The sequence below is a fragment of the Williamsoniiplasma lucivorax ATCC 49196 genome (assembly GCF_000518285.1).
Taxonomy (GTDB): domain Bacteria; phylum Bacillota_I; class Bacilli_A; order Mycoplasmatales; family Mycoplasmataceae; genus Williamsoniiplasma; species Williamsoniiplasma lucivorax.
Genome location: NZ_JADH01000008.1, coordinates 1 through 21,693, shown reverse-complemented (window position 1 = coordinate 21,693; position 21,693 = coordinate 1). Strand labels below are relative to the sequence as shown.

The window sequence follows — 21,693 nt, the reverse complement described above, 5'->3', positions numbered from 1 at the left end:
CAACAATCTTCTTAGTTGATATTGCATAAAATTATCAGTCGCTTTTTGATTTAAATTAGTAATCGATAATTAGTTTGAACTATAAGTTAATTCATTTTCACTTGATGAAGTCATTTGTTCATTAATCACATTAGCCACTTTTCGCATGTAAATAATTAACTCTCTTTTAGTCATGGCACGTAAATCGGCATTGTAAAGTGTTTTATGACTAGGGTTAACTAATGAACGCATTTTATTAGCATTTTTTTGTAAATCACTTCGTGGTTCAACAATGATTGCTGATCCATCAATTTTGGCACGTTCTTGGACAGACATTTGTTTTCTTTGTAATCTTGAATTCTCAAACATTTCCAAAATTTTTTCTCTTTCGTGATCTTGAGCAGCATTTCTTAATGCTTCTTCATATCTCGCTTTTTCTAACTTTTCAGCCATTTCTTGTTGTTTTAATTCCAAGGCATATTTTGCTTCAATTTGTGATAAATAATCATAAACATTATTATTATCAGGAATTGATTCCTCAAAATTGATTAGTGGTGCTACAGGCACTTCTGGTTCTTTAGGAAATTGGAAGTGGCTCATTTCTTTTGGGGTTGGAATTGGTGTGGGGATTGGTGCTGGAACTGGTGTTGGAATTGGTGCCGGAACTGGTTCTGGGGTCGGAACTGGTGTTGGAGTTGGAATTGGATCTGGGTTTTTAAAACGATTTAAATCTTTGGGATCAATTGTTTGTCCATAATTACCTGCCCCTTCAGATGTGTGAAAAACATTGGGCACTGGTTGGTTATTAAAAATTAAATTAATTGGATTAGGATTATTTGTTTCATTTTTAATTTCGTGAACAACTGTTTCACTAGTTGGTTTTTGAGTCGATGATCCTGCAAATGAGAAGATTAAAGCAATTAGAGCTAATCCCATTGAAACTGTTGACACGATTAAAATAGCATAGTTGGCAATAATGTTAAAAACAAAGTTAGATGGATTAATCGGATTACCATTAAATCAAAATTCTCCCACTACTGTTCAATTATTTCCTATTCATTTGAATGGGAATGCATTACCAATTGATCAACTATTGCCTTTAAGTGGGGAGAACATATTACTAATTGTTCAGGTTTCGATGTGTGACGTATTGATATTGGCTCACTTAATTAAAATTCCAACTAAAAGTGCAATTAAACTAATAATCAAGAATACCCAAAATAACATCGTTGATATTTTTATATTTTTTTTCATTTTTTCTTTTTCCTTTCTATGACATAGCTAGTTTAGCTAGTTAATTTGTTATTGTGAGTTTTATCTACTCACCGTAATCACAAATTGACCTTTAATTAATTTGCTTGTATTACTTGCTCGAACAATAATTTGTTCGCTATTTTCTGGGGTACCTTCAATTTGATAATCAATGTCAATTTGGGTATTGCTAATCACTTGATCAATTTTCTTTTGAATTCTTTCATGCAATTCTTTGCTTGACATTTTACGATTAACTTTAATTTGAACTTGTGAAATATCTTGTAATTTAGTTGGTTTACCAGCATTGTTGGCAAGCACTTCAGTACTTGAACTAGTTTGGCGAATTCATAGTACAAACCCACCAGTTAATTTGTTTCCTTTTGCAATTACATGAACACTTCCTTCATGAACTAATTTATTTTCCTCAACCAAGGCTGCTAAACCAAGAATTTCATAATCTTGCTTTGAACTTAATAAAGTATTTGGTAATAACTTTTGAATTTGTTGATAAATTTTGTCATCCATTTCTTCTACTGTATCCCCAATCTGAAGATCATTGATTTGGACTTGTGAAATATCTGCTAATTTAGTTGGTGGGGTTGTTTCAGGAGTTAACACTTCAGTAGTTGAGCCCGTTTGACGAATGATTAAAACAAAACCACCTGTTATGTATCGACCTTTTCCAACCACATGAATACTTCCTTGATGAATTAATTTATTTTCTTCCACCAATGTTTCTAAACCTTTAATTTCATAATCTTGATCGAAAACTAATGGAGTATCTGGTCATAGATTTTGAATTGGTTGGTGAATCTTGCTTTTTATTGATTCTAGTGTTTCACCAATTTGAATATCAGCCACTGTTACTTGGGAAATATCTTGTAATTTGACTGGTGGATTTGCTTGAGCATCAAGAACTTCAACTTTTGAACCAATATGGTCGATTCATAACACAAATCCACCAGTTAAATATGGTCCTGCAGGAATAACATGCACACTTCCAGCATAAGCAATATTTGCACCTTCAACTAAATTATCTAAACCAAGAATTTCATAATTCCAATAAATGTCATGACCATCAGAAAAGTAATGAAGTAGTTCATCAATCTTTTGATAAACACGAACCTTAGAATCACCAACTCTAATATCACTAATGGTGATGCTGCCAAGATCAACTGGTTGAACCACCGCAATATTAAAACTACCTGTAATTAAATTACTCTCAGGTGTTGCTTGCACAACAATCTTTCCAGGTTGATCAGTATTACCATTAATTTTGTAATCAATCCCTAATCTTGCTTGAGCATTAGTTTCACTAGCAATTTCACTAGCAATTTGTGCTTTAATTTCATCGAAATTAGTATCAACAATGACAGCCTCCATTATAATATTGGAAATATCATTTTCAATGCTTTCTTTTTCAATATATGTTCCACAAGCCACAACAGTTGTCACAGTCCCGCTCATAACAAACAAACTAGCTAATAATCCGATTAATTTTTTCATGTTCTCTCACTTTTACCTTTCTAATTCATTATATATATGGTTTTGAAATGGTTTCATAACAAAGAAGTAGGTTCAACACTTTCTTCAAAAAAAACATGATTTATTATTAAAATATCTGGCTATAAATTCATTAAAAAGCACACCAAATATTTTGGTGTGCTTAAAACAATTTTGATTATAAAATTTTTACATCTTTTGTTGACAAGTTTTTAAAAACTAGTAGCGATCAAGATTAAATTTTTTTTTAACCACCACCAGGGGTTGGGTCTGATGTAACAACGCGACCTTTTCAATATAAGGTTAATTTACCTGTATATCGTCCATCTGTTGATTCAAAAACAACAGCTTTTCCTCGATCGGAAACTTTATCTTCAACTCTAGCGTTGATTCCATCATATGCCGGATCGGCTCTTAATCTTGTCCACAATTGGTTCACTAATGGGAAACTTGGATAAACCGAAATTTGATCAAGCATATATTGCAAATCGTATCTCAATGTTTCGATTGGTTCGGGTTTAGCATCAGGATTAGTAACAATTGGTTTACCTGGTGGTTTACCTGGTGGTTGTTTTGGTGGATTTGGATTTGCCACAACAGTAACAGTAAATTCTTTTGGGAGTCTCTCATCAATCCCTTTCACGTGAATAATTCCTGTTTTATTAAACTTGTATTCCTTCAAATCCATTAAATCATATACTTCATGCCAAGGCACTCTATAACTTTGTAGTGTGGCTGGAATTTTAAATCTTTCCTCTAATATTTTTTCAATTTTTATTTCCATAATTGTGACAGTATCACCAAGATAAACTTCAATATTTAAATCGGCTTCCACAACACTCTTCTTAATTTTAATTTCAAAGGCGTCTTTAATGAGACGGCTTTGCAGAAGGGCAAACACCGAAATTGTTTGGTCACTATCAACAACAATGTTGTAATCAACATCTAATTGAGTTCCAGGAACAATTTCAGCAATTTTTGCTTGCACTTTTTGACGAATAACTTCCATACTTGTGTTCTTATTAATATCATCAATGACAATTTGACTAATAGTTTTTAATCTAGTTGGGAGAGCATTATGAGATCCAAGTGGTTCAGTGATGGCACCTGATTGCAGAATTCATAAAGCAAATCCGCCAGTTAAATTATCTCCAATCGCTTTGATATTAATGTTTCCGTAGTCATTAATTTTGCCATTGCGAACAAGTTCATTTAATCCATCAATTTGATAATCTTTGTCCAGAGTTGCATTTTCATAAATTTGACTGATTTGGTTTTGAATTTTTGCTAAAACACGATCCACAGCATCACCAAAATAAACATCAGCTAATTTAATGTCAGAAATATTAGTTAAGCGACCTGGTTTTGGAGTATTTGGGGTAATCGGGTTAGTTGTTGAACCTGTTTTATTGATGCTAATCGCCACGCCTCCAGTTAAATGATTACCAATAGCATGCACATTAATTTGTCCTGCTCAAGCAATCTGATCTCCCTGAATTAAAGCCTCTAGACTTTCGATTTGATAATCTTGATTTAATTGTGCATCAGGATATAAAGTTTGAATTTTGGCAGCGATTTTAGCTTTCACATCAACTAAAAGATTCCCAATTTTAATATCTTTAATTTCAATTTGATCGATACTAATTAATTTACCTATTTGTGCTGAGTTTGGAGTTAGCACTTCAGTAGTTGAGCCTGTTTGATGAATAGCGAGAACAAATCCACCAGTTAAGTGTTTACCAAGTGCTTTAATATGCACTATTCCAGCAAAAGCAATCTTATCTTCCTGAACTAAATCGTCTAAACCTTCAATTTTATAGTCACGATTAATTCTTGCTTGTGGATAAAATTCACTAATTTTATGATCAATTTTATTTAAAACAGTTTGCTTAACATCACTAACTTTCACATCATGAATTTTAATATTTGAAATGTTGATTAATTTTGTTGGTGGGGTTGGATTTAAACCAAGTGGTTTTGATGTTGAACTTAATTTATCAATAGTAATTTCCATTCCCCCAGTTAAGTGATCACCAATCCCTACAACATGAATAGTTCCAGTAAAGACAATGCGATCATCTTTCATCAATTGCTCTAAACCTTGAATTTGATAATCTTGATTTAATTTTGCATGAGGATATAAAGTTTGTAATTTTTGCAAGATTTTCGCATCAACTTGGGCTTTAGTATCACCAATTTTAATGTCATTGATTGTAACATCAGAAACAATTGGCATTTTACCTGGTGGGTTTGTTTGACCAGCTAATGGTTTGGTTATTGAGTCTGTTTGACGAATAAACAAAATGAATCCACCAGTTAAATCGTTACCAAATGCTTTAATGTGCACATTACCAGCAAAAGCAATTTTATCACCTTCGATAAGTTGGTCTAGGCCATCAAGTTGGTAGTCTTGATTAATTTTTGCCTTAGTAAAAATTGCTGCAATTTGCTTTTGAATTTTAGCTAAAACACTTAGTTTAGTGTCATTTACTTTTACATCATAAATTTGGATATTTGAGATGTCATTTCATTTCATTGGTAGGGTTGGATTTAAACCGAGTGGTTTTGATGTTGAACTTAATTTATCAATAGTAATTTCCATTCCCCCAGTTAAGTGATCACCAATCCCTACAACATGAATAGTTCCAGAAAAGGCAATTTGACCATCTTTCATTAATTGCTCTAAACCTTGAATTTGATAATCTTGATTTAATTTGGCATCAGGATATAAAGCTTGTAATTTTTCCAAGATTTTGGCTTCAACTTGGTCTTGACTATCCCCAATTTTAATATCCCCAATTGTCACATCAGAAATAATTGGTGCTTTACCTGGTGGGTTTGTTTGGTTAGTTAATGGTTTTGTTGTTGAGTTTCCTTGACGAATAGTTAAAACAAACCCACCAGTTAAAACATTACCACTGGCCTTAATATGGATACTTCCAGCAAAAGCAATCTTATCTTCTTGAACTAAATCATCTAAACCATGAACTTGATAGTCTTGATTAATTTGAGCTTGGGGATAAAATTCACTAATTTGCTTTTGAATTTTAGATAAAACACTTATTTTACTTTCATTAACTTTGACATCATTAATTTGAATTTGAGAAATATCTGTCAATTTACTTGGTGGATTTGGATGTGGTGGAATTGGATCGGTTGTGGAATTATTTTTATAAATTCTAATCACAACTCCCCCAGTTAAATAATCACCAATTCCTAAAAGATGAACAATGCCAGCAAAAGCAATTTTCTCATCGCGAACTAATTGGTCTAAACCAACAATTTGATAGTCTTGATCTAACTTAGCTTGACCATGTAATTGTTGAATTTTGCCAAAGACTTTTTGTAAAACTTCATTTTTTGATAAACCAATTTTGATATCTGAAAAACTTAGACTAGAAATGTCAGTTAATTTTGTTGGGGCAGCTGGATTATCACCAAGTGGTTGGGTAGTTGAGTCTAATTGACGAATCACTAAAACAAAACCACCAGTTAAATATTTACCAGTTGTTTTAATATTGATTCTGCCAGCAAAAGCAACCTTACCATCGACAACTAATTGATCTAATCCAGCAATTTGATAATCTTTAGTGATCGTTGCTGGTGGATAAAATTCGCGAATTTTTTGGTGAATTTTATCCAAAACACTAGCTTGAGTATCACCAACTTTAACATCAATCATGCTAATCGTTGAAATATTGGTAATTTTACCTGGTTGGGGTGATTGTGCGCCTAGTGGTGTAGTTGTTGAATTTGATTTATAAATTGATAAAACAAAACCACCACTTAGATAATCACTAATTCCAGTGACATGGACAGCTCCAGCAAAAGCAATTTGATCATTTTGGAGTAATTGCTCTAATCCTGCAATTTGATAGTCTTGATTTAATTCTGCATCGGGATATAAAAGTTGGATTTGTTCATGGATTTTAGCATAAACATCAGCTTTACTATCCCCAATTTTAAGATTGGTAATGCCAATCATAGCAATATTTTTTTGAGCATTATCAGTTACCATAATTGGAAAGTAACCTTTAATTAATTTACTTGAAATTGTAGCATTAATGCGGATAAAACCAGTTTGTTGTAAACTACCATCAATTGTATAGTCAACTCCTAATTTGGTTCCGGGAATTTTTTCTTCGATTTTCTTTTGAATTTTCGCTTTTAGTACTTCTAGATTGGGATTTATTTTGACAGGTGCTAAGACAATGTTTGATATATCAGTTTGCCTAATAACTTCCTCAATTCGAATACCACAAGCTGCAACCGTGGCTACACTTCCTACTCCGATTACAAAAGTTGACAATAATCCTAATAATTTTTTCATTTTAGTCAAACCTCCTTACACTTCCATTATATATTTACCTTTTTGTTTAAAAGATAACATTGAAATAGGAGGCAAATCGCACTGCTTAAACTTACAAAAAAAAGCAAATCTTGTTACAAGATTTGCTTTAATTTGTCTAAATTAAATTAATTTTATTGTTTTAATCTTTATTGGACTGGATTTCCTCATATTAAATAAAGATGAGGTTCTTTGTTTCCTGGTACATTTTTTCAAAAACCAAAACCTCTATTGTATGGATCAATACCACTAGACGCATAAACTTCTATGTTGTTAAATTTAGGATTTTTACGCATTTCTTCATGGAGTCTTTGGACAAAATAAGTAATATTATTTGTTCAAGGAATACTATTTAAAAGCTTTTGTAAATCATTTTTTAAACTAACTAAAGTCCCATCATTAGGGTTTGTTGGTGGGTTAGGATCTATTGGTGGGTTAGGATCTGGGATATCATCATAAACAAAAATTGTGAAAAAACCTTTGATTAACTGACTACCGGGAAGTGCATCAACAAATAAAATTGATCCAGGTTCAATTTCTCCTGAGACAATAAAATCTCTACCCAGTTGAATTCCATGTGCTAATCTGCTTATGTAAATATAAACCATTTGTATAAGCGAAGCCATAGGTGTTGAACTTGGTATTTTAGGAAAAACAATGTTAGAAATATCAAACTTGACTTGCATGACTTCAATTGCAAAACTATTTTGGATTAGTTTACTTGTTGAAGTAGCTTTGACTTTAATTTGATTTGTTGTTTGTGGAGTACCTTCAATTGTATAGTCAATGTCTTCAACAACCCCGACTGCTTTTTGATTAATTGCTTGATGAACTCTTCTTTTCAGATCATCCATGCTAGTTTCATTGTTGACATTGGCAATGTAAACATCAGAAATATCCATTAATTTTACTGGTGGAGTGGGATTGGTTGGATCAATTGGGTTTGTTGTTGAACCCGAATCACGAATTCACAAAGCAAATCCTCCAGTTAAATAATCACCTTTAGCGATAATATTAACACTTCCTGGACTAACAACGACACCACTATGAACTAATTCATTTAGTCCTATAATTTGATAATCCCTATCGAGAGTTGCTCCTGAATAAATTTCACGAATTTTATTTTGAATTTTATTTAAAACACTTTTCTTTGCATCACCAACTTGAACATTAGAAATATAAATGTTGGAAATATTTGCCTTTTGATATTGCTTCATATCAATAGTAAATGAGTTATAAAGTCATCGACTATGTTCAGTCGCTTGGACAATGATTTTTTGACTATTTTGAGGAGTTCCGATGATTGTGTAATCATCTCCCAAAATCGCACCATCAGCTATCTTGATGATTTCTTTTTCAACTTTAACTTCTAGTTCATCCATCGTTGTTAAATGATTCACATCCGTAATTTTATTTTGTAAACTAGCAAGATTTTTTAATTTAATTGGTCTTTCTTCAGAGCCAATTGGTTCACTTGTTGAACCTGAATCACGAATTCACAAAGCAAATCCTCCAGTTAAATTTGTTCCTTTAGCTTTGATATTAATACTTCCTTGGTGAACAATATTTTCCCCTGATTCAGTTAAAGCTGACAAACCATTAATTACATAATCTGTATCTAAGACTGCTTCTGCATAAAATTTACGAATTTGATTTTGAATTTTATTTAAAACACTTTTCTTTGCATCACCAACTTTAACATTATGGATTTGGATATCTGAAATATCTAATTTCTCATCTTGTTCTACAAGAATAGTGAATGAGTTATAAAGTCATCGACTATTTTCAGTGGCCGATACAATAATTTTTTTATCTTTTTGCGGATCACCTTGAATTTGATAATCTTTTGATCAACTAGCATCTGGTGCTTTTCTTTGGATTTCTGTTTGAACTTTTTGTTTAACTTCATTCATAGGTGTGAATTTATTAATTCCATTAATCACGATTTGTGAAAGGTCAAATAATCTAATTGGTGGATTTGGATTTGGATCAATTGGATTTGTTGTTGAACCAGAATCACGCACTCATAAAACAAATCCACCACTTAAACGTTCCCCCTCAGCTTCCACATGAATGCTTCCTGGGTGAGCAAGCAGTCCGTTTTGTAATAATTGATCCAAACCTTTAACAGTGTAATCAAGATTAATTTGGGCTTGAGCATAATATTTACGAATTGCTTTTTGAATTTTGTCTAAAACTGTTGATTTAGAATCTTGAAGTTGAATATTTGTAATTTCAATCTCTGAAATATCTTGCTTGACATAATTTTTTACTTGAATTGTAAAGAAGTTTTTAATTAATTTACTATCCTTAGTTGCTCGCACAGTGATTCGTTGATTTTGTTGTGGGGTCCCTTCAATCATATAATCTGTTTTTAAAACAGCACCAGGAACCTCATTTTCAATTGCTGTTGCTACTTTTGCTTCAAGTGCTTTAAGCGTGGTTAAATTATCAACACCAGTCACACTAATTGTTGAAATATCAAATAATTTAACTGGTGGGTTTGGATTATTTGGATCAATTGGAGTTGTTGTTGAACCCGAATCACGAATCCATAAGGTAAACCCACCAGTTAAACGTTGCCCTCGAGCTTGGATGTTGATACTTCCTTCATGAACAACTTGATGATTTTCCACTAACCTATCTAAACCAGTAACAGTGTAATCAATATTATTTTGGGCTTGGGGATAATATTTACGAATTGCTTTTTTAATTTTGGCTGAAACACTTTCTTCAGAATCATTTATTCTAATATCATTAATTTCGGTGTTGGAAATATCTTGAGCAAGATGTTGCTCAACATTAATCGTGAAAGCATTAGTAATAATTTTACTTTCATGAGTTGCTCGCACAATAATTTGGTTATCATCTTGTGGTGTTCCTTGAATGATATAATCTCTTCCTAAAAGAGCATCACCAGCTTGATGTGCCACCATCGCTTCAGCAACTTTTTCTCGTACTTGGGCTAGTGTTGTTAAACTATCAACACCTGTAACTGTCATTATTGAAATATCAATTAATTTAATTGGTTGAGTTGGATTTGCTGGATCAATTGGTTCAGTTGTAGAACCTGAATCACGAATTCATAAAATAAATCCCCCAGTTAAATTTTTTCCTTGGGCCTGAATATGGACACTACCAGCAGCTTTGATGTGATTATTTTCGACCAATGCATCTAAACCTTTAACAGTGTAATCAAGATCAATTTGGGCTTGGTCATAATATTCACGCACAGCTTCTTGAATTTTGACTAACACACTCTCTTTGGTATCACCAACTTTAACATTATCAATTTCAATATCTGAAAGATTATGACTTGGTTCTGCTTGCACTTGAATAGTAAATTCATCTTTAATTCATTTACTTGTCTCAGTCGCTTGGATCGTGATTTCTTGATCATGTTGTGGATGACCAGCAATATTATAATCAATTCCTAAAACAGCACCTTTAGCACGAGCAGTAATGTTTTTATGAACTTTTTGTTTAACGACTTCCAGAGAAGTTAATCGATGAATGTTCTTAATTTGAATCCCAGCAATACTAATTTTTTCAGTCGCTGGGGGATCAATTGGACTTGGATGAATTGGTTTGGTAGTTGAACCAGTGTCACTAATCTCGATAATCACTCCGCCTTGTAAAAATTTGCCAATCCCAACAACACTAATACTTCCTTGTTTAGTAATGATCTGTTTAGTCAATAAAAGTTCTAAACCTTCAATACGATAATCTACTTTATTTTCTGCTCAAAGATACAAACTACGAATTGCTTCTTGAATTTTGTTTAAAACACTTTGTTCAGAATCACCAACTTTAATGTTATTAATTTTAATTTTGGAGATGTCATAGTTTTCGTCAACATCAACACGCAAACCACATGCCACCACAGTCATAGCTGTCCCTCCAGTTATTAATAAACCCGATAATATCCCTAGTAATTTTTTCATCTTTCTTAACTTCCTTGTTTTAATAATTATAAAATTTCAATTCATAAACCCTCCCTAACAAAGAAGTAGGACAACAATTGTTTGTCAAAATTTACTTCGTTATGCAATTTGATTTTTTTCATAGTTAATCAAATCAAAAAAACAAGGCTTTAGAATTGGGCCTTGAGAGGTGTTTTAAATTGAAACATCTTGAACTCATGAAAAAAATCAAGCAAAAAAGTCGAATGCTCTGGTTTATTTGTTAGAATAATATGAAAAGGCGGTTAGACATGTTTTTTCTTTATTCGGATGATAATTTTTTACTCAAAAAACACCTTGAGAAAATGATTAAATCTTTAAGTGCTGATAATTTGGAAGTTGAAACATATTCATTTATTGAAAATACAATGAGTGAAATTGTTGATGGAATTCAAACATTTTCTTTTTTTAATGACCAAAAAATTGTTGTTTTAAAAGATGCTTGGTTTGTCACTGAAAAAAAAGTGGCGTTACACAAAACTTTTGATGTTAATGTTTTTTGAGAAACTTTAAAAAAAGGTTATAACCAAAATAACATTTTAATTTTTACTCTTGAAACCGATAAGTTATCGAATCGTTTAAAAATTGGTCAATGATTTCAAGAACAGGCAAAAGTGGATTACATTAAAAAGTTAGATGAACCAGCGATTAAAAAATATCTCACCCAAAGTTTTTTGCGTAAAAATAAAACGATTGAACTAGAAGCTGTCGAATATCTCGTACGGGTTTTACCAAATGAAATGCAAATCATGAGTTTAGAAGTTAATAAATTATTAAAGTTGCCGCAACAAAACATCACTTTGGGTGATGTTAAAGAAAACACCACCCACTTTTATGAATATGATATTTTCCAATTGGTCAATGAATTTTTAACCAATGATCTCAACAAATTTATTGTCCAATATCAAAATTATAAAATCTTTAATTTAGATAATATTGGTTTATTTACTTTAATGGGAAATAATTTAAGTATTTTAAGAGATGCTTTGATTCTGCAAAAACAAGGTTATGCCAATAATGCGATTGCTGAAAAAATTGGGGTCAATGCTTATCGGTTAAAAATGTTAATGACAGTAAAGAACAACTCAATCACTCAATTAAATGATAAAATAAAAATGTTGTACAATATAATTAAACGAATTGTCACTGGTGAAATTGACCCAATCATTATTCCAGAGTATGAGTTAATTAAACTAATCAGCCAAGGAGGGCTAAATAATGGATGCTAAGAAAGTTTACAGGAGTCTTGTTTATCTTTCATTAAATATTATTAAAAATGAAAGACTACGATTTGAGATTGTTGATAAAAGTGATTTCCGTAATCAATTTATTTCTCAAATTAACAACATGTTAACTTTAGAAAAAGATTTTGATGCTAATCTAGACGACCATCAATGAGCCCCAACTTTTGCCAAAGCAATTGTTAAGATTACCGAATCAAAACAAAGATTTGAAAAGGTTGCTAAGAATATTGAAGATATTTATGGTGAATATTCTGCATTTTTATCAGATACAATTAAAAAATTTGAAATTGGTCGTAATGAATTGATTGATGATGTAATTAAAATTACCGAAGAAGACATTATTTATTCAGCAATGATGAATGATGATATTAAAGCTAAATATAAAGATTTAGAAAAAACTCGCCAAGCTAAAGAAGAGGCTGATAAAAGAGCTGAAGAAGCTACTAAAAATAAACAAGACGAGTTTACAAATAATAATCAAAACACAAATCAAAATCAAAATACAAATCAAAATAGTGGTCGTCAAGGTGGATTTTTCGGTGGTTTTGGTGGCTTTGGTGGTCAACAGCAACAGCAAGGTTATGGACAAATGCCATTGCATCCAACGCAAGATGCTAGATTCTATCCTTACAATGCTAAACCTAATTGAATGCCAGTGGTTAAAAAAATCTTAGCGATCATTGTAATTCTAACGGCTTTATTATTAGTAATTAATAATATTTATTTAATGACCATTAAAATTAAGTTACCAGCTGAATATTGATTAAAATTTTTAGGTCTTGACACATTACCCACAGATAAAGCTGGATGAGATGAAATATTAAATGCTTGAGCATGAGAGAGTTTTGATAAAGGTCAGTTGGTTAATAATTTTATTCCATTAAATGAAGTTGGCTTTAGAAGTATTTTTAATTTCTTATTCTTCATCTTACCAGCTGTTTATATCGGAATGATGGCTTTTAGAAAACCAAGAAATACAAGAGAACAATATAGAATTAGCATTATGCCAGTTATCTTTATGATTTTCTTTTTTGTAATGTCAATCTTTTCAGTGATTAATTTAGTCAGTGAAAGTAATATTAAAATTCTTTTAGGAAAATATAATATTTTTCATGCTGGTGAGAACAAACAAGGTGGACCTGTTTGAAACAACACAGTAACACCTCATTTTGATGAACTTTGAAATTTAATTATTCGTGATTATGGAAAAAGTTTGAATATTGAGTCTATATTTGCAATTATGAGTGTGGTCTTAATTTCTCTTTCAATGGTTGCAGGGTTAACAATTTTAATTTTAAACCCGAAAGTTGATCGTGATAAAATGATGCGTGCTAACACTGAATACCAAAAAGTGATGATGGCAATGAGTCAAGGACAAACTTATGAAATGGATCCATCACTTTTTGATGAACCAACAAACACTAAAAATAAAAATCCTCGACAATGGAAAATTAAAGCTTGATGAAATAAAAAATTCAGCAAAGATAAAAAAGACAAAAATTCAACTCAAGAATAATCTTTGAATATAATTCTCTAAGTATACAAAATATAATAAAAAACACTTAAGCACACCAAAATATTTGGTGTGCTTTTTAATAAATTTGCAGGTAGATATTTTAATAATAAATAATGTTTTTTTCTCAAGAAAGTGTTGAACCTACTTCTTTGTTATGAAACCATTTCATAACCATATATATAATGAATTATAAAGGTAAAAGAGAGAGAAAATGAAAAAAATATTATCATTACTAGGTGCTATTGGAATGATTGCAACTACAGCTACAACAGTAGTTGCATGTGCTAAAGGCGACACAAATGCAAACAAAGATTGGGTGGTTTGACAATACATCCAGCAAACAATTAATCAAGATTTAAGCAAATACGCTTATGGAACTATAACTGTTGAAGAGGTGGTTGAGTCAGGCAAAACAGGATTAGTTGATGAAAAAATTAATGTATTATTAAATTCTGGTGATCCTGGTGAACCCAAGACAAATTTTATACATTTTTATGCCAAACAAGCAGGAACTATCAATATAAAATTGGTCGGTCAACCCAAAGAACAAACAACATCACAAAATACTTCCCAAGAACCTTTGCCTGAGAAAAAGACTATTGAAACTTTTACCATTGTAGTTAAAGAAGCTACTAAAACTTTTAAAGATTTTATGGATCAAGGTAGAAAAGCTGGGGAAATGTTGTCTCAAGGAAAAAACAAACCACAAGAAGTTAAGGACAAACTTGCCGCAGTGTTGATAGAGGCTGATAAAATTGGTTCTAAAAAAGGTGTGACTGATATAGAATTGACACAATTGAAAGCAAAAATTATTACAGCAATGGCGGAATTCGAAAAAGCTTAAACCTTGCTACAAGGACAAATCATGCCAGCATTTGAAATGCTGGTTTTTTAATTTGAAATAACAACTGCAAAACTGTTTTGAAAAAGATCGTGTCTTTTAAAATTACACAACAATGGATCAAAAATAAAATTAAAATCGAAGTTGAAATTGAATCTATTGTTTTAAATGCAATTAATCCAGAATTATGAAAAATGTTTTTTGCCAAAGAAACAAAAGAAATCATTCAAAAGCAATTAAAGGATGAAAAAGATTTTCCTGAAATTGATGGTTGAGCAGATTCAATCAATATTGTTGAAGTTAATCAAAGTATTAACATTAAAAAAACTAAGGATCAAGATTGGGAATTTAAATAATGAAAAGATTAATTATTATGGAATCTGGCAAAAAACAAATCATCTTTTGTATTTTGCAAAAGAATTTAAAGAAAATCCTTTTGTTCCTCTTAAAACATTGGATACTTTAAAAACTGCGAATAGTAAATTGAGTTTTTAAGTAAATAAAACAACTAAAATTTTGCAAAAAAATATTCTCAAGAATAATCTTGAGTTGTTTTTTAGTAAAAAGGTTTAAAATAAGAAGGGGGATAAAATGAGTTACTATTATAAACACGATTATAATTTTTCTTATCACGGGATGCAAAGAGTGAAACAAAGATTAAACATGAAAGATGTTGAAGATTTTAAAGTTAAAGATGAAGTCATCAAACTAATCAAGTTTTCAACTAATCAATTTGAGACTGAAAAAGAACTTTATATTTCAGCTGGTAATACCCAGTTGTTTTTCGTGATTAATAAACAATCAAATTTAATTGTAACTTGTACTAAAGTATCTGTTGAACGTCAATGAAAATTAATGGGTGACTATTAAAATGATTATCGGAATTTATGGATTTATTGGTTCTGGTAAAACCACAGCCACTAATTATATTGTGGAAAAATATCATTATCAAGTGATTGATTTAGATGAGATTAGTCGGCAAATTATGCATCAAAAAGCCAGTAAAGAATTTATCAAAACTTATTTTAACCAAGCTTATAATCCAGAAAAAAAGGATGTTGATCGTAAAATTCTGCGCGAAATTATTTTCAATTCACCATTGGAAAATCAAAAACTATCCCAATATATGTGACCAAAAATTAAAGCCAAAGTTGGTGAATTAATTAATTCACCGACAAAAAATATTATTATTGATGGAGCAATTTTACCTGTTTTAAAATTACCTTTAGATAAATATATTTATATTTATGCTCATGAAAAAGAATTAGTTCGAAGAATTAATCTGAGAGATGATGCTAACGACCACACCACACTGGAATTAATTAAATACCAAGATTTTTTATTAAATAATTGTCCTAAAGATTTTCAAATTGAAAACAATCAGAATTTAGAAGATTTATATCGACAAATTGATTTAATCATGAGCAAAATTAGTCATTAGTTTTGCTTTTTTTTAAATTTGAAGCATAAAACATTTTTTTCTTTTTTAATTTAAAATTGATTTCTTGAATCACTTGATCAACTTCGGGATGATGTGGAGCAATAAATTCATTTTGTAAATCTTCTAAATCTAATTGTTTATAATGATAACTTGGATGTAAATTACTAACAAAAACCCCAATTAAAGCCACACTTTTTCCATTTTGATATAAATTATCAAAACATTCTAAAATGTGGGTACAAATGGTTTCGTAATTATCAGTTAAATAACTTAAAGTGGTTTGTTTTCTTTTATGTTTTAAATGAATTCTTTTATCAAAAGCCACTTTTTGATCATTCTCCCAACGGTATTTTAAGATGACACCCATGGTTTTGGCTTGGAGATTTTCTTCATTTAATTTAATTGTAATAGCATGCGTTAATTGACGAATTGTCGCTTCAATTTCTTCAATATCACTTGTTGGTTGATATAATGTTCTCTCATTGGAAATTGATTTAGAAAGATTTCTTTTTAAATCAATTTCATCAGCTCCAAATCCAGTAGCATGATTGCTTAACACTAAACCATATTTACCTAATTGTTTTTCTATTTCAAGTGGGTTGATGTGAATTAAATCACCAATTTTAGTGACTTGAAAATAATTGGTTAAAATTTCTTCAGTTGCGACCCCAACCCCATGCATTTGCCCAATGGGTAAGTTTCAAAGTTTTGTTGGGATGTCTTCAGCTCGCATAATTGTTACCCCGTAAGGTTTGTCTAAGTCACTAGCCATTTTAGCTAAAAATTTATTATAACTGACCCCAATTGAACAACTTAAATCAAGTTCTCTTTTAATTGTTTGTTGAATTTGAAGTGCTAATTTTTTGACACTCCCATATTTTTTTCAAATTTGTGTCACATCAACATAAGCCTCATCAATTGAGACCACTTCAACTAAATTAGTAAATTTAGTTTTAACCAATTCCCAAATTCGTTGAGAAATAGTTTCGATAAATTGATAATCTAATTGTGTGACAATGAGATTCTTATAAAGTTGTTTAGCCATATTTAATGGCATTGCCGCTTTTATCCCATATGCTCGCGCTTCATAGCTCGCCGCACTAATGATTGCTTTGTTATGATTGTTGGCAATTACGAGTGGTTTATGGGCAAATGCGGGGTTTTTTAAAACTGCCACGCTAGCAAAAAAGGCATCCATATCAATAAGAAAGATTACTTTTTCTTTTTTTGACATAAATCCCTCCTACTAAACTTCAAATTCTGCAATTTTATTATCAGCTAAAACTTTAACAACTTTACCTTTGTAGTCTTCTAATGCCTTTTTTGCTGCATTGATTTTTTGCAAATTGCCTTCAAATAAAGCAATTGCTTCATCCATATTAATTTCTGAATTAGATAATTTATTTAAACCGCCCATAATTTCTTCAATTAATTGGTTATATGTTTTTTCTTGGTTCATTATTTATTCTCCTTTTGAATCTTAGTAATGGCTGCTTCAATGAGCAACTCTTTAGTTTTAATTGTTAATGGATCACCAATTTTTAAATTCGATGTTGATGATATTATTTTACCATTTTGTTCACTCACTAAACTAAAACCACGTTGTAATGGAATTAATGGGTCTAAAATCATTTGTTGTTCATTTAAATGCATTAGTTGTTGGGTTTGATTAGCTAAAATTTGCTTAATTAATTGATTAGTGGTTTGATAAAACTGTCTTAAATCAAGAGTTTTCTTATCCAAAATATTATTCACAATTAAAGCATTGCGACCAATAATTCTTTTGATTAAATTTTCTTGTTCAGTAATTTTCTTAGTAATGATTTCTTGGTAATTTAAATAGTAATTTTGCAGATTTCTTTTAAGTTCCAAAATGTTGGGAGTAACCATTTCTCCAGCACTAGTTGGGGTTGGTGCTCTTAAATCAGCCACATAATCACTTAAAGTGTAATCTGGTTGGTGACCAACAGCTGAAACAACTGGAATTAAAGAATGACGAATCGCTTTTAAAACTTCAATTTCATTAAAAGCTCATAAATCCTCATAACTGCCACCCCCACGTCCAATTACTAAAACATCTAGTGGTTGAGTAAATTCGTTCGCTTGCACAATTTTCTTAGCTAAATCAAATCTTGCTTGTTCACCTTGTACTTGTGCTGGAAATAAATAAATATTAGCAATTGGAAACCTTCTTTTAATCGTTGTAATTAAATCATGAATTGCTGCTCCACTATCAGCTGTCACAATCCCAATGTTTGTGGGAAACATCGGGATTGGTTTTTTTAGCGATGGATCAAACCAACCATTGTCTTCTAACCATTGATAACGTTCATCATATAGTTTTTGCAGTTCACCCTTACCTTCTAATTGGACATCGCGCACTTCAAAACTAACACTCCCCCCAGCCACATAAAAAGTAAATCTACCTTTAACTGTGACTTTCATCCCATTGGCGGGTTTTCAACGCTTAAGATTATCCGCATTTGTTTTTCAAATCATTGCTTTTAATGTGGCACCTTCATCTTTAATAGAAAAGTAAATGTGACCTGATTTATTAAAAGTGAGGTTAGAAATTTCCCCAGTCACATAAAGGTTATTTAAAAATTCAGGAGCTTCAATGTACTCCTTTAAAAATGTATTAACTTCTGTTACTGAATAAATTTTTTGTTCCATATTTATCCTTAAATTTTATTAATCTTATCTAAAATGGCATTGACAAAACCAAATTCAAAATCTGGTTCTAAAGTTTTGGTTAAAACGACTATTTCATTAATCACTAATGCTTTTGAAGCATCAGTCATTTTAATAGCATAAACCCCAATAATTAATAAAGCTTGAATTAAAGCAGGGATGCGTTCTCATTTTCAATTAGTTGCTAACATGCCCACAAGAATGGTTTTAAATTCTTGATAATGATCAATAATTTGATTGGCATCTTCAATAATTTCTGTTTCTTCACTAGCAATTTGGATTTCATCCAAAACTTCTTGTTTCATCTTGGCTGGAGTTAATTTTAAAAGTAAAGCACGATAAAAGAAGTTAGCTAACATTTCAATTTTATTATTTAAATTTCTTTTCATTTTTTACCCTCGATTACTAAATGTAATTATACCAAATAAAAACAGCAAACTATTTGCTGTTTTTGAAAGGATCACTTCATTGTTTATTTAATAAATCTGCAATTTCAGCTTTGTATGGTGATTGGTCACCAAGATATGGTGTTTCTAAAATTTTCGGAATCTCTTTGAAATCCTCATCTCATAAAATTTTGACTAAATTATCAAAACCAATTGTGCCATAACCAATGTTCTCGTGACGGTCTTTGTGGGCACCAATGGGATTTTTGGAATCATTTAAATGAAAAGCGAGAACTTTTTCATAACCAATTTTGGCTTGGATTTCTGCTTTGATGTCATCCCATTGATTTAAATTATAACCAGCATCATTCATATGGCAAGTATCTAAACAAATCCCTAAACGTTGTTCTGCACCAACTTGTTTTAAAACATAAGCTAATTGATCAAAATTAATCCCCACTTCAGTCCCTTTACCACTCATTGTTTCTAAAGCAATTTTGGTTTTTAAGTCAGCTTGAAAAACTAATTTTAAACCTTGAATTAATTTTGCTAACCCAGCTTCACTAGTCCCTTTAGTGAAAGCACCAGGGTGTAAAACTAAAATTTCAATGCCAATTTCATCACATCTTTGCATTTCTTTTTTTAAAAAATCAACACTAAAAGTTCAGGTGCTTTCAGACACTGGGTTAGCTAGATTAATAATGTATGGAGCATGCACAACAAGATCCTGAGGATCAATATTGTGTTCTTTTAACAGCACATGCATTTGTGCAATATTTAATGCATTTGTTGGTTTACGATGCGAACTTTGTGGTGGACCAGTATAAATCATAAAAGTATTTGCCCCATCTTGCACAGCACTAGCAACCGATCCAATTAAATATTGATTCGGGGCATTCATTGAAACATGAGCACCAATTATGGGATATTTTTTCATCATTCATTTTCCTTCTAGTTAATTTTTTTGATTAAATTTTTTTTATCTAAAGTTAATAAGATTTTTAATTCTTCTAAATTATTGATTTTGACATTTTCACGCTCAAATTCAATGAGTTCAATTTTAATATTTCAACCATAAATATCTTGGTCAAAATCAAAAATATGCACTTCAAAAGTTAAACCTTTAACTGGATGGTTTCAATAATCAGCCATCCCTCAATATGTTGTTTCATCATTTGGTAAGTTAATTTTAGCTAAATAAACCCCTTGTTTAAATGGTAATTCCCCTTTTTGCATATTAGCTGTGGGAAAGTTAATCATTCTCCCAACTTGTTGGCCATGGACAACAATCCCAGAAAAATTATAATTAGCCCCAGCTAAAGTTTTATAAAGTTTTAAATCACCATTAATTAAAGCTTTTTGGGCTTTAAAAAAGAGATTGTCATCATTTTTTAAAGCATTTACCACTTGAATCTGCTCATCACCCATAACTGTTTTAATTGGTTGCAAAAATTTATGCCCAGCATTAATAATAATTTTTTTGAAATGAAACATTGATTTAAAACTTTCAAAATTATAAAACTCTTTGGGGGTACATTTCGGAATAATAAAAGTAATGACATTTTTCAGATGATTTTCCCGAGCTTGAAAATCAATGGCATGTTCACAAATCACCTTTAAATGATCATCTTCAACAATGTTCACAATCGTTAAATCTTGATCAGTTTGCAGACCTAATTTGATGATTTCATCTTCAATATTACTTCACTCAGTTCAATTCCCAATTAAAGCCGTTGTGGGTGCTAAATTCAACATAATCATTGTTAATGGGTTATAAATTATTTTTTGCATCGTTTACCTCTTTTTAATATTATAAAAGAAAAACACCAAATGGTGTTTAAATTCAATTTGGTGCCTGATGTGGGAATCGAACCCACAACCCACTGATTAAGAGTCAGTTGCTCTACCGATTGCGCTAATCAGACAAAGTAATGATGATTAATTTTATAAATCAATTTTCAGTTGTGATGAACAACTAGAAGTATTTTAACATATAAAAAAGACTCATAAATTTATAAACATGGAAAAATAATTTACATTTTATAAATTAACAACGTTAGTGGAAGCTGGCGTTTTTCAATTTTGATTTTTTTTAGTTAAAATTATATCACTCTACATATTCTGATATATCCTTATGAATTCCTAACCCAGTTCATTGAAGTTTGGCTACAAAAAAAAACATCCTTTCTAAAGTCTTTTATTACACAAAATTGTAGTTTTTTTGTGTCTACTTGGGTCTGTAAAGAATTTTGTGTAAATTCCAAAACACACGATTAACTTTGTAGTAAGTTAATAATGAAGAATGGAGATAACACATGAAAAAACAACCAAAAGATTCTTTCGAACAAGGTCTAGACCTAATACTTGAAAATGAAAAAGATTTTTCAAAAATTTTTAATGAAGATGGGCTATTTAAAAAGCTAACGAAAAGAATTGTTGAAAGGGCTTTAAATACTGAAATGGATGCCCATTTAGGGTATGAAAAATATAACCGAAATACAGATGAAAATAACTATCGAAATGGCACA

The 21,693-nt window shown here is 31.0% G+C and carries 17 protein-coding genes and 1 tRNA gene; 7 read left to right on the top strand and 11 right to left on the bottom strand.

What is annotated here, in order from left to right:
• Positions 1–69: 69 nt before the first annotated feature.
• The 4 genes from P695_RS06285 to P695_RS0102525 form a co-directional block, all read right to left on the bottom strand.
• On the bottom strand, positions 70–1,233 hold the full coding sequence (locus P695_RS06285) for a hypothetical protein (protein WP_035026312.1): 1,164 nt from the start codon (positions 1,231–1,233) through the stop codon (positions 70–72).
• A gap of 60 nt (positions 1,234–1,293) precedes the next feature.
• Positions 1,294–2,739, bottom strand: coding sequence for a Vmc-like lipoprotein signal peptide domain-containing protein (locus P695_RS0102535; RefSeq protein ID WP_028126714.1), 1,446 nt, complete (start codon positions 2,737–2,739; stop codon positions 1,294–1,296).
• 244 nt (positions 2,740–2,983) lie between these two features.
• Positions 2,984–7,066: a hypothetical protein gene (locus tag P695_RS0102530; RefSeq protein ID WP_028126713.1), complete on the bottom strand. Its 4,083-nt coding sequence runs from the start codon at positions 7,064–7,066 to the stop codon at positions 2,984–2,986.
• 167 nt (positions 7,067–7,233) lie between these two features.
• A complete protein-coding gene (locus P695_RS0102525) occupies positions 7,234–11,028 on the bottom strand; it encodes a hypothetical protein (RefSeq protein ID WP_035026309.1) in 3,795 nt (1,264 codons plus the stop codon).
• Between the two features lie 251 nt (positions 11,029–11,279).
• Between P695_RS0102525 and holA the strand changes: the two genes are divergently transcribed.
• The 6 genes from holA (at position 11,280) to coaE (ending at position 16,088) form a co-directional block, all read left to right on the top strand.
• A complete protein-coding gene (gene holA, locus P695_RS0102520) occupies positions 11,280–12,275 on the top strand; it encodes a DNA polymerase III subunit delta (protein ID WP_219818090.1) in 996 nt (331 codons plus the stop codon).
• Entirely contained in the window at positions 12,265–13,806 is a 1,542-nt protein-coding gene (locus P695_RS0102515; RefSeq protein WP_028126710.1) for a hypothetical protein, read from the top strand. Before holA ends, P695_RS0102515 begins: the two co-directional genes overlap by 11 nt.
• Before the next feature lie 211 nt (positions 13,807–14,017).
• On the top strand, positions 14,018–14,650 hold the full coding sequence (locus P695_RS0102510) for a lipoprotein (RefSeq protein ID WP_028126709.1): 633 nt from the start codon (positions 14,018–14,020) through the stop codon (positions 14,648–14,650).
• A gap of 89 nt (positions 14,651–14,739) precedes the next feature.
• A complete protein-coding gene (locus tag P695_RS0102505; RefSeq protein ID WP_028126708.1) occupies positions 14,740–15,003 on the top strand; it encodes a hypothetical protein in 264 nt (87 codons plus the stop codon).
• A 235-nt stretch (positions 15,004–15,238) separates the two neighbouring features.
• Complete coding sequence (locus P695_RS0102500) at positions 15,239–15,517, top strand: hypothetical protein (protein WP_028126707.1); 279 nt, start codon at positions 15,239–15,241, stop codon at positions 15,515–15,517.
• A 1-nt stretch (position 15,518) separates the two neighbouring features.
• Positions 15,519–16,088, top strand: a complete 570-nt coding sequence (coaE, locus tag P695_RS0102495; protein ID WP_028126706.1) for a dephospho-CoA kinase — start codon at positions 15,519–15,521, stop codon at positions 16,086–16,088.
• Here coaE and P695_RS0102490 read toward each other — a convergent pair.
• The 7 genes from P695_RS0102490 to P695_RS0102460 form a co-directional block, all read right to left on the bottom strand.
• A complete protein-coding gene (locus P695_RS0102490; RefSeq protein ID WP_028126705.1) occupies positions 16,078–17,322 on the bottom strand; it encodes a Y-family DNA polymerase in 1,245 nt (414 codons plus the stop codon). The two genes, coaE and P695_RS0102490, sit on opposite strands and share 11 nt — an antisense overlap.
• 12 nt (positions 17,323–17,334) lie before the next feature.
• Entirely contained in the window at positions 17,335–17,547 is a 213-nt protein-coding gene (locus P695_RS0102485; protein WP_051437352.1) for an exodeoxyribonuclease VII small subunit, read from the bottom strand.
• A complete protein-coding gene (gene xseA / locus P695_RS0102480; RefSeq protein ID WP_028126703.1) occupies positions 17,547–18,761 on the bottom strand; it encodes an exodeoxyribonuclease VII large subunit in 1,215 nt (404 codons plus the stop codon). Before xseA ends, P695_RS0102485 begins: the two co-directional genes overlap by 1 nt.
• Before the next feature lie 8 nt (positions 18,762–18,769).
• Complete coding sequence (locus tag P695_RS0102475; protein ID WP_028126702.1) at positions 18,770–19,168, bottom strand: transcription antitermination factor NusB; 399 nt, start codon at positions 19,166–19,168, stop codon at positions 18,770–18,772.
• 49 nt (positions 19,169–19,217) lie between these two features.
• On the bottom strand, positions 19,218–20,102 hold the full coding sequence (locus P695_RS0102470; protein WP_028126701.1) for a deoxyribonuclease IV: 885 nt from the start codon (positions 20,100–20,102) through the stop codon (positions 19,218–19,220).
• A gap of 14 nt (positions 20,103–20,116) precedes the next feature.
• Positions 20,117–20,956 carry a riboflavin kinase gene (locus P695_RS05875; protein ID WP_051437350.1) on the bottom strand — a complete coding sequence of 280 codons (840 nt, stop codon included), beginning with the start codon at positions 20,954–20,956 and terminating at the stop codon, positions 20,117–20,119.
• A gap of 58 nt (positions 20,957–21,014) precedes the next feature.
• Positions 21,015–21,090, bottom strand: a tRNA-Lys gene (locus tag P695_RS0102460).
• A gap of 390 nt (positions 21,091–21,480) precedes the next feature.
• Here P695_RS0102460 and P695_RS0102455 point away from each other — a divergent pair.
• The coding region (locus tag P695_RS0102455) for a transposase (protein WP_028126700.1) at positions 21,481–21,693 on the top strand (213 nt) is incomplete at its 3' end.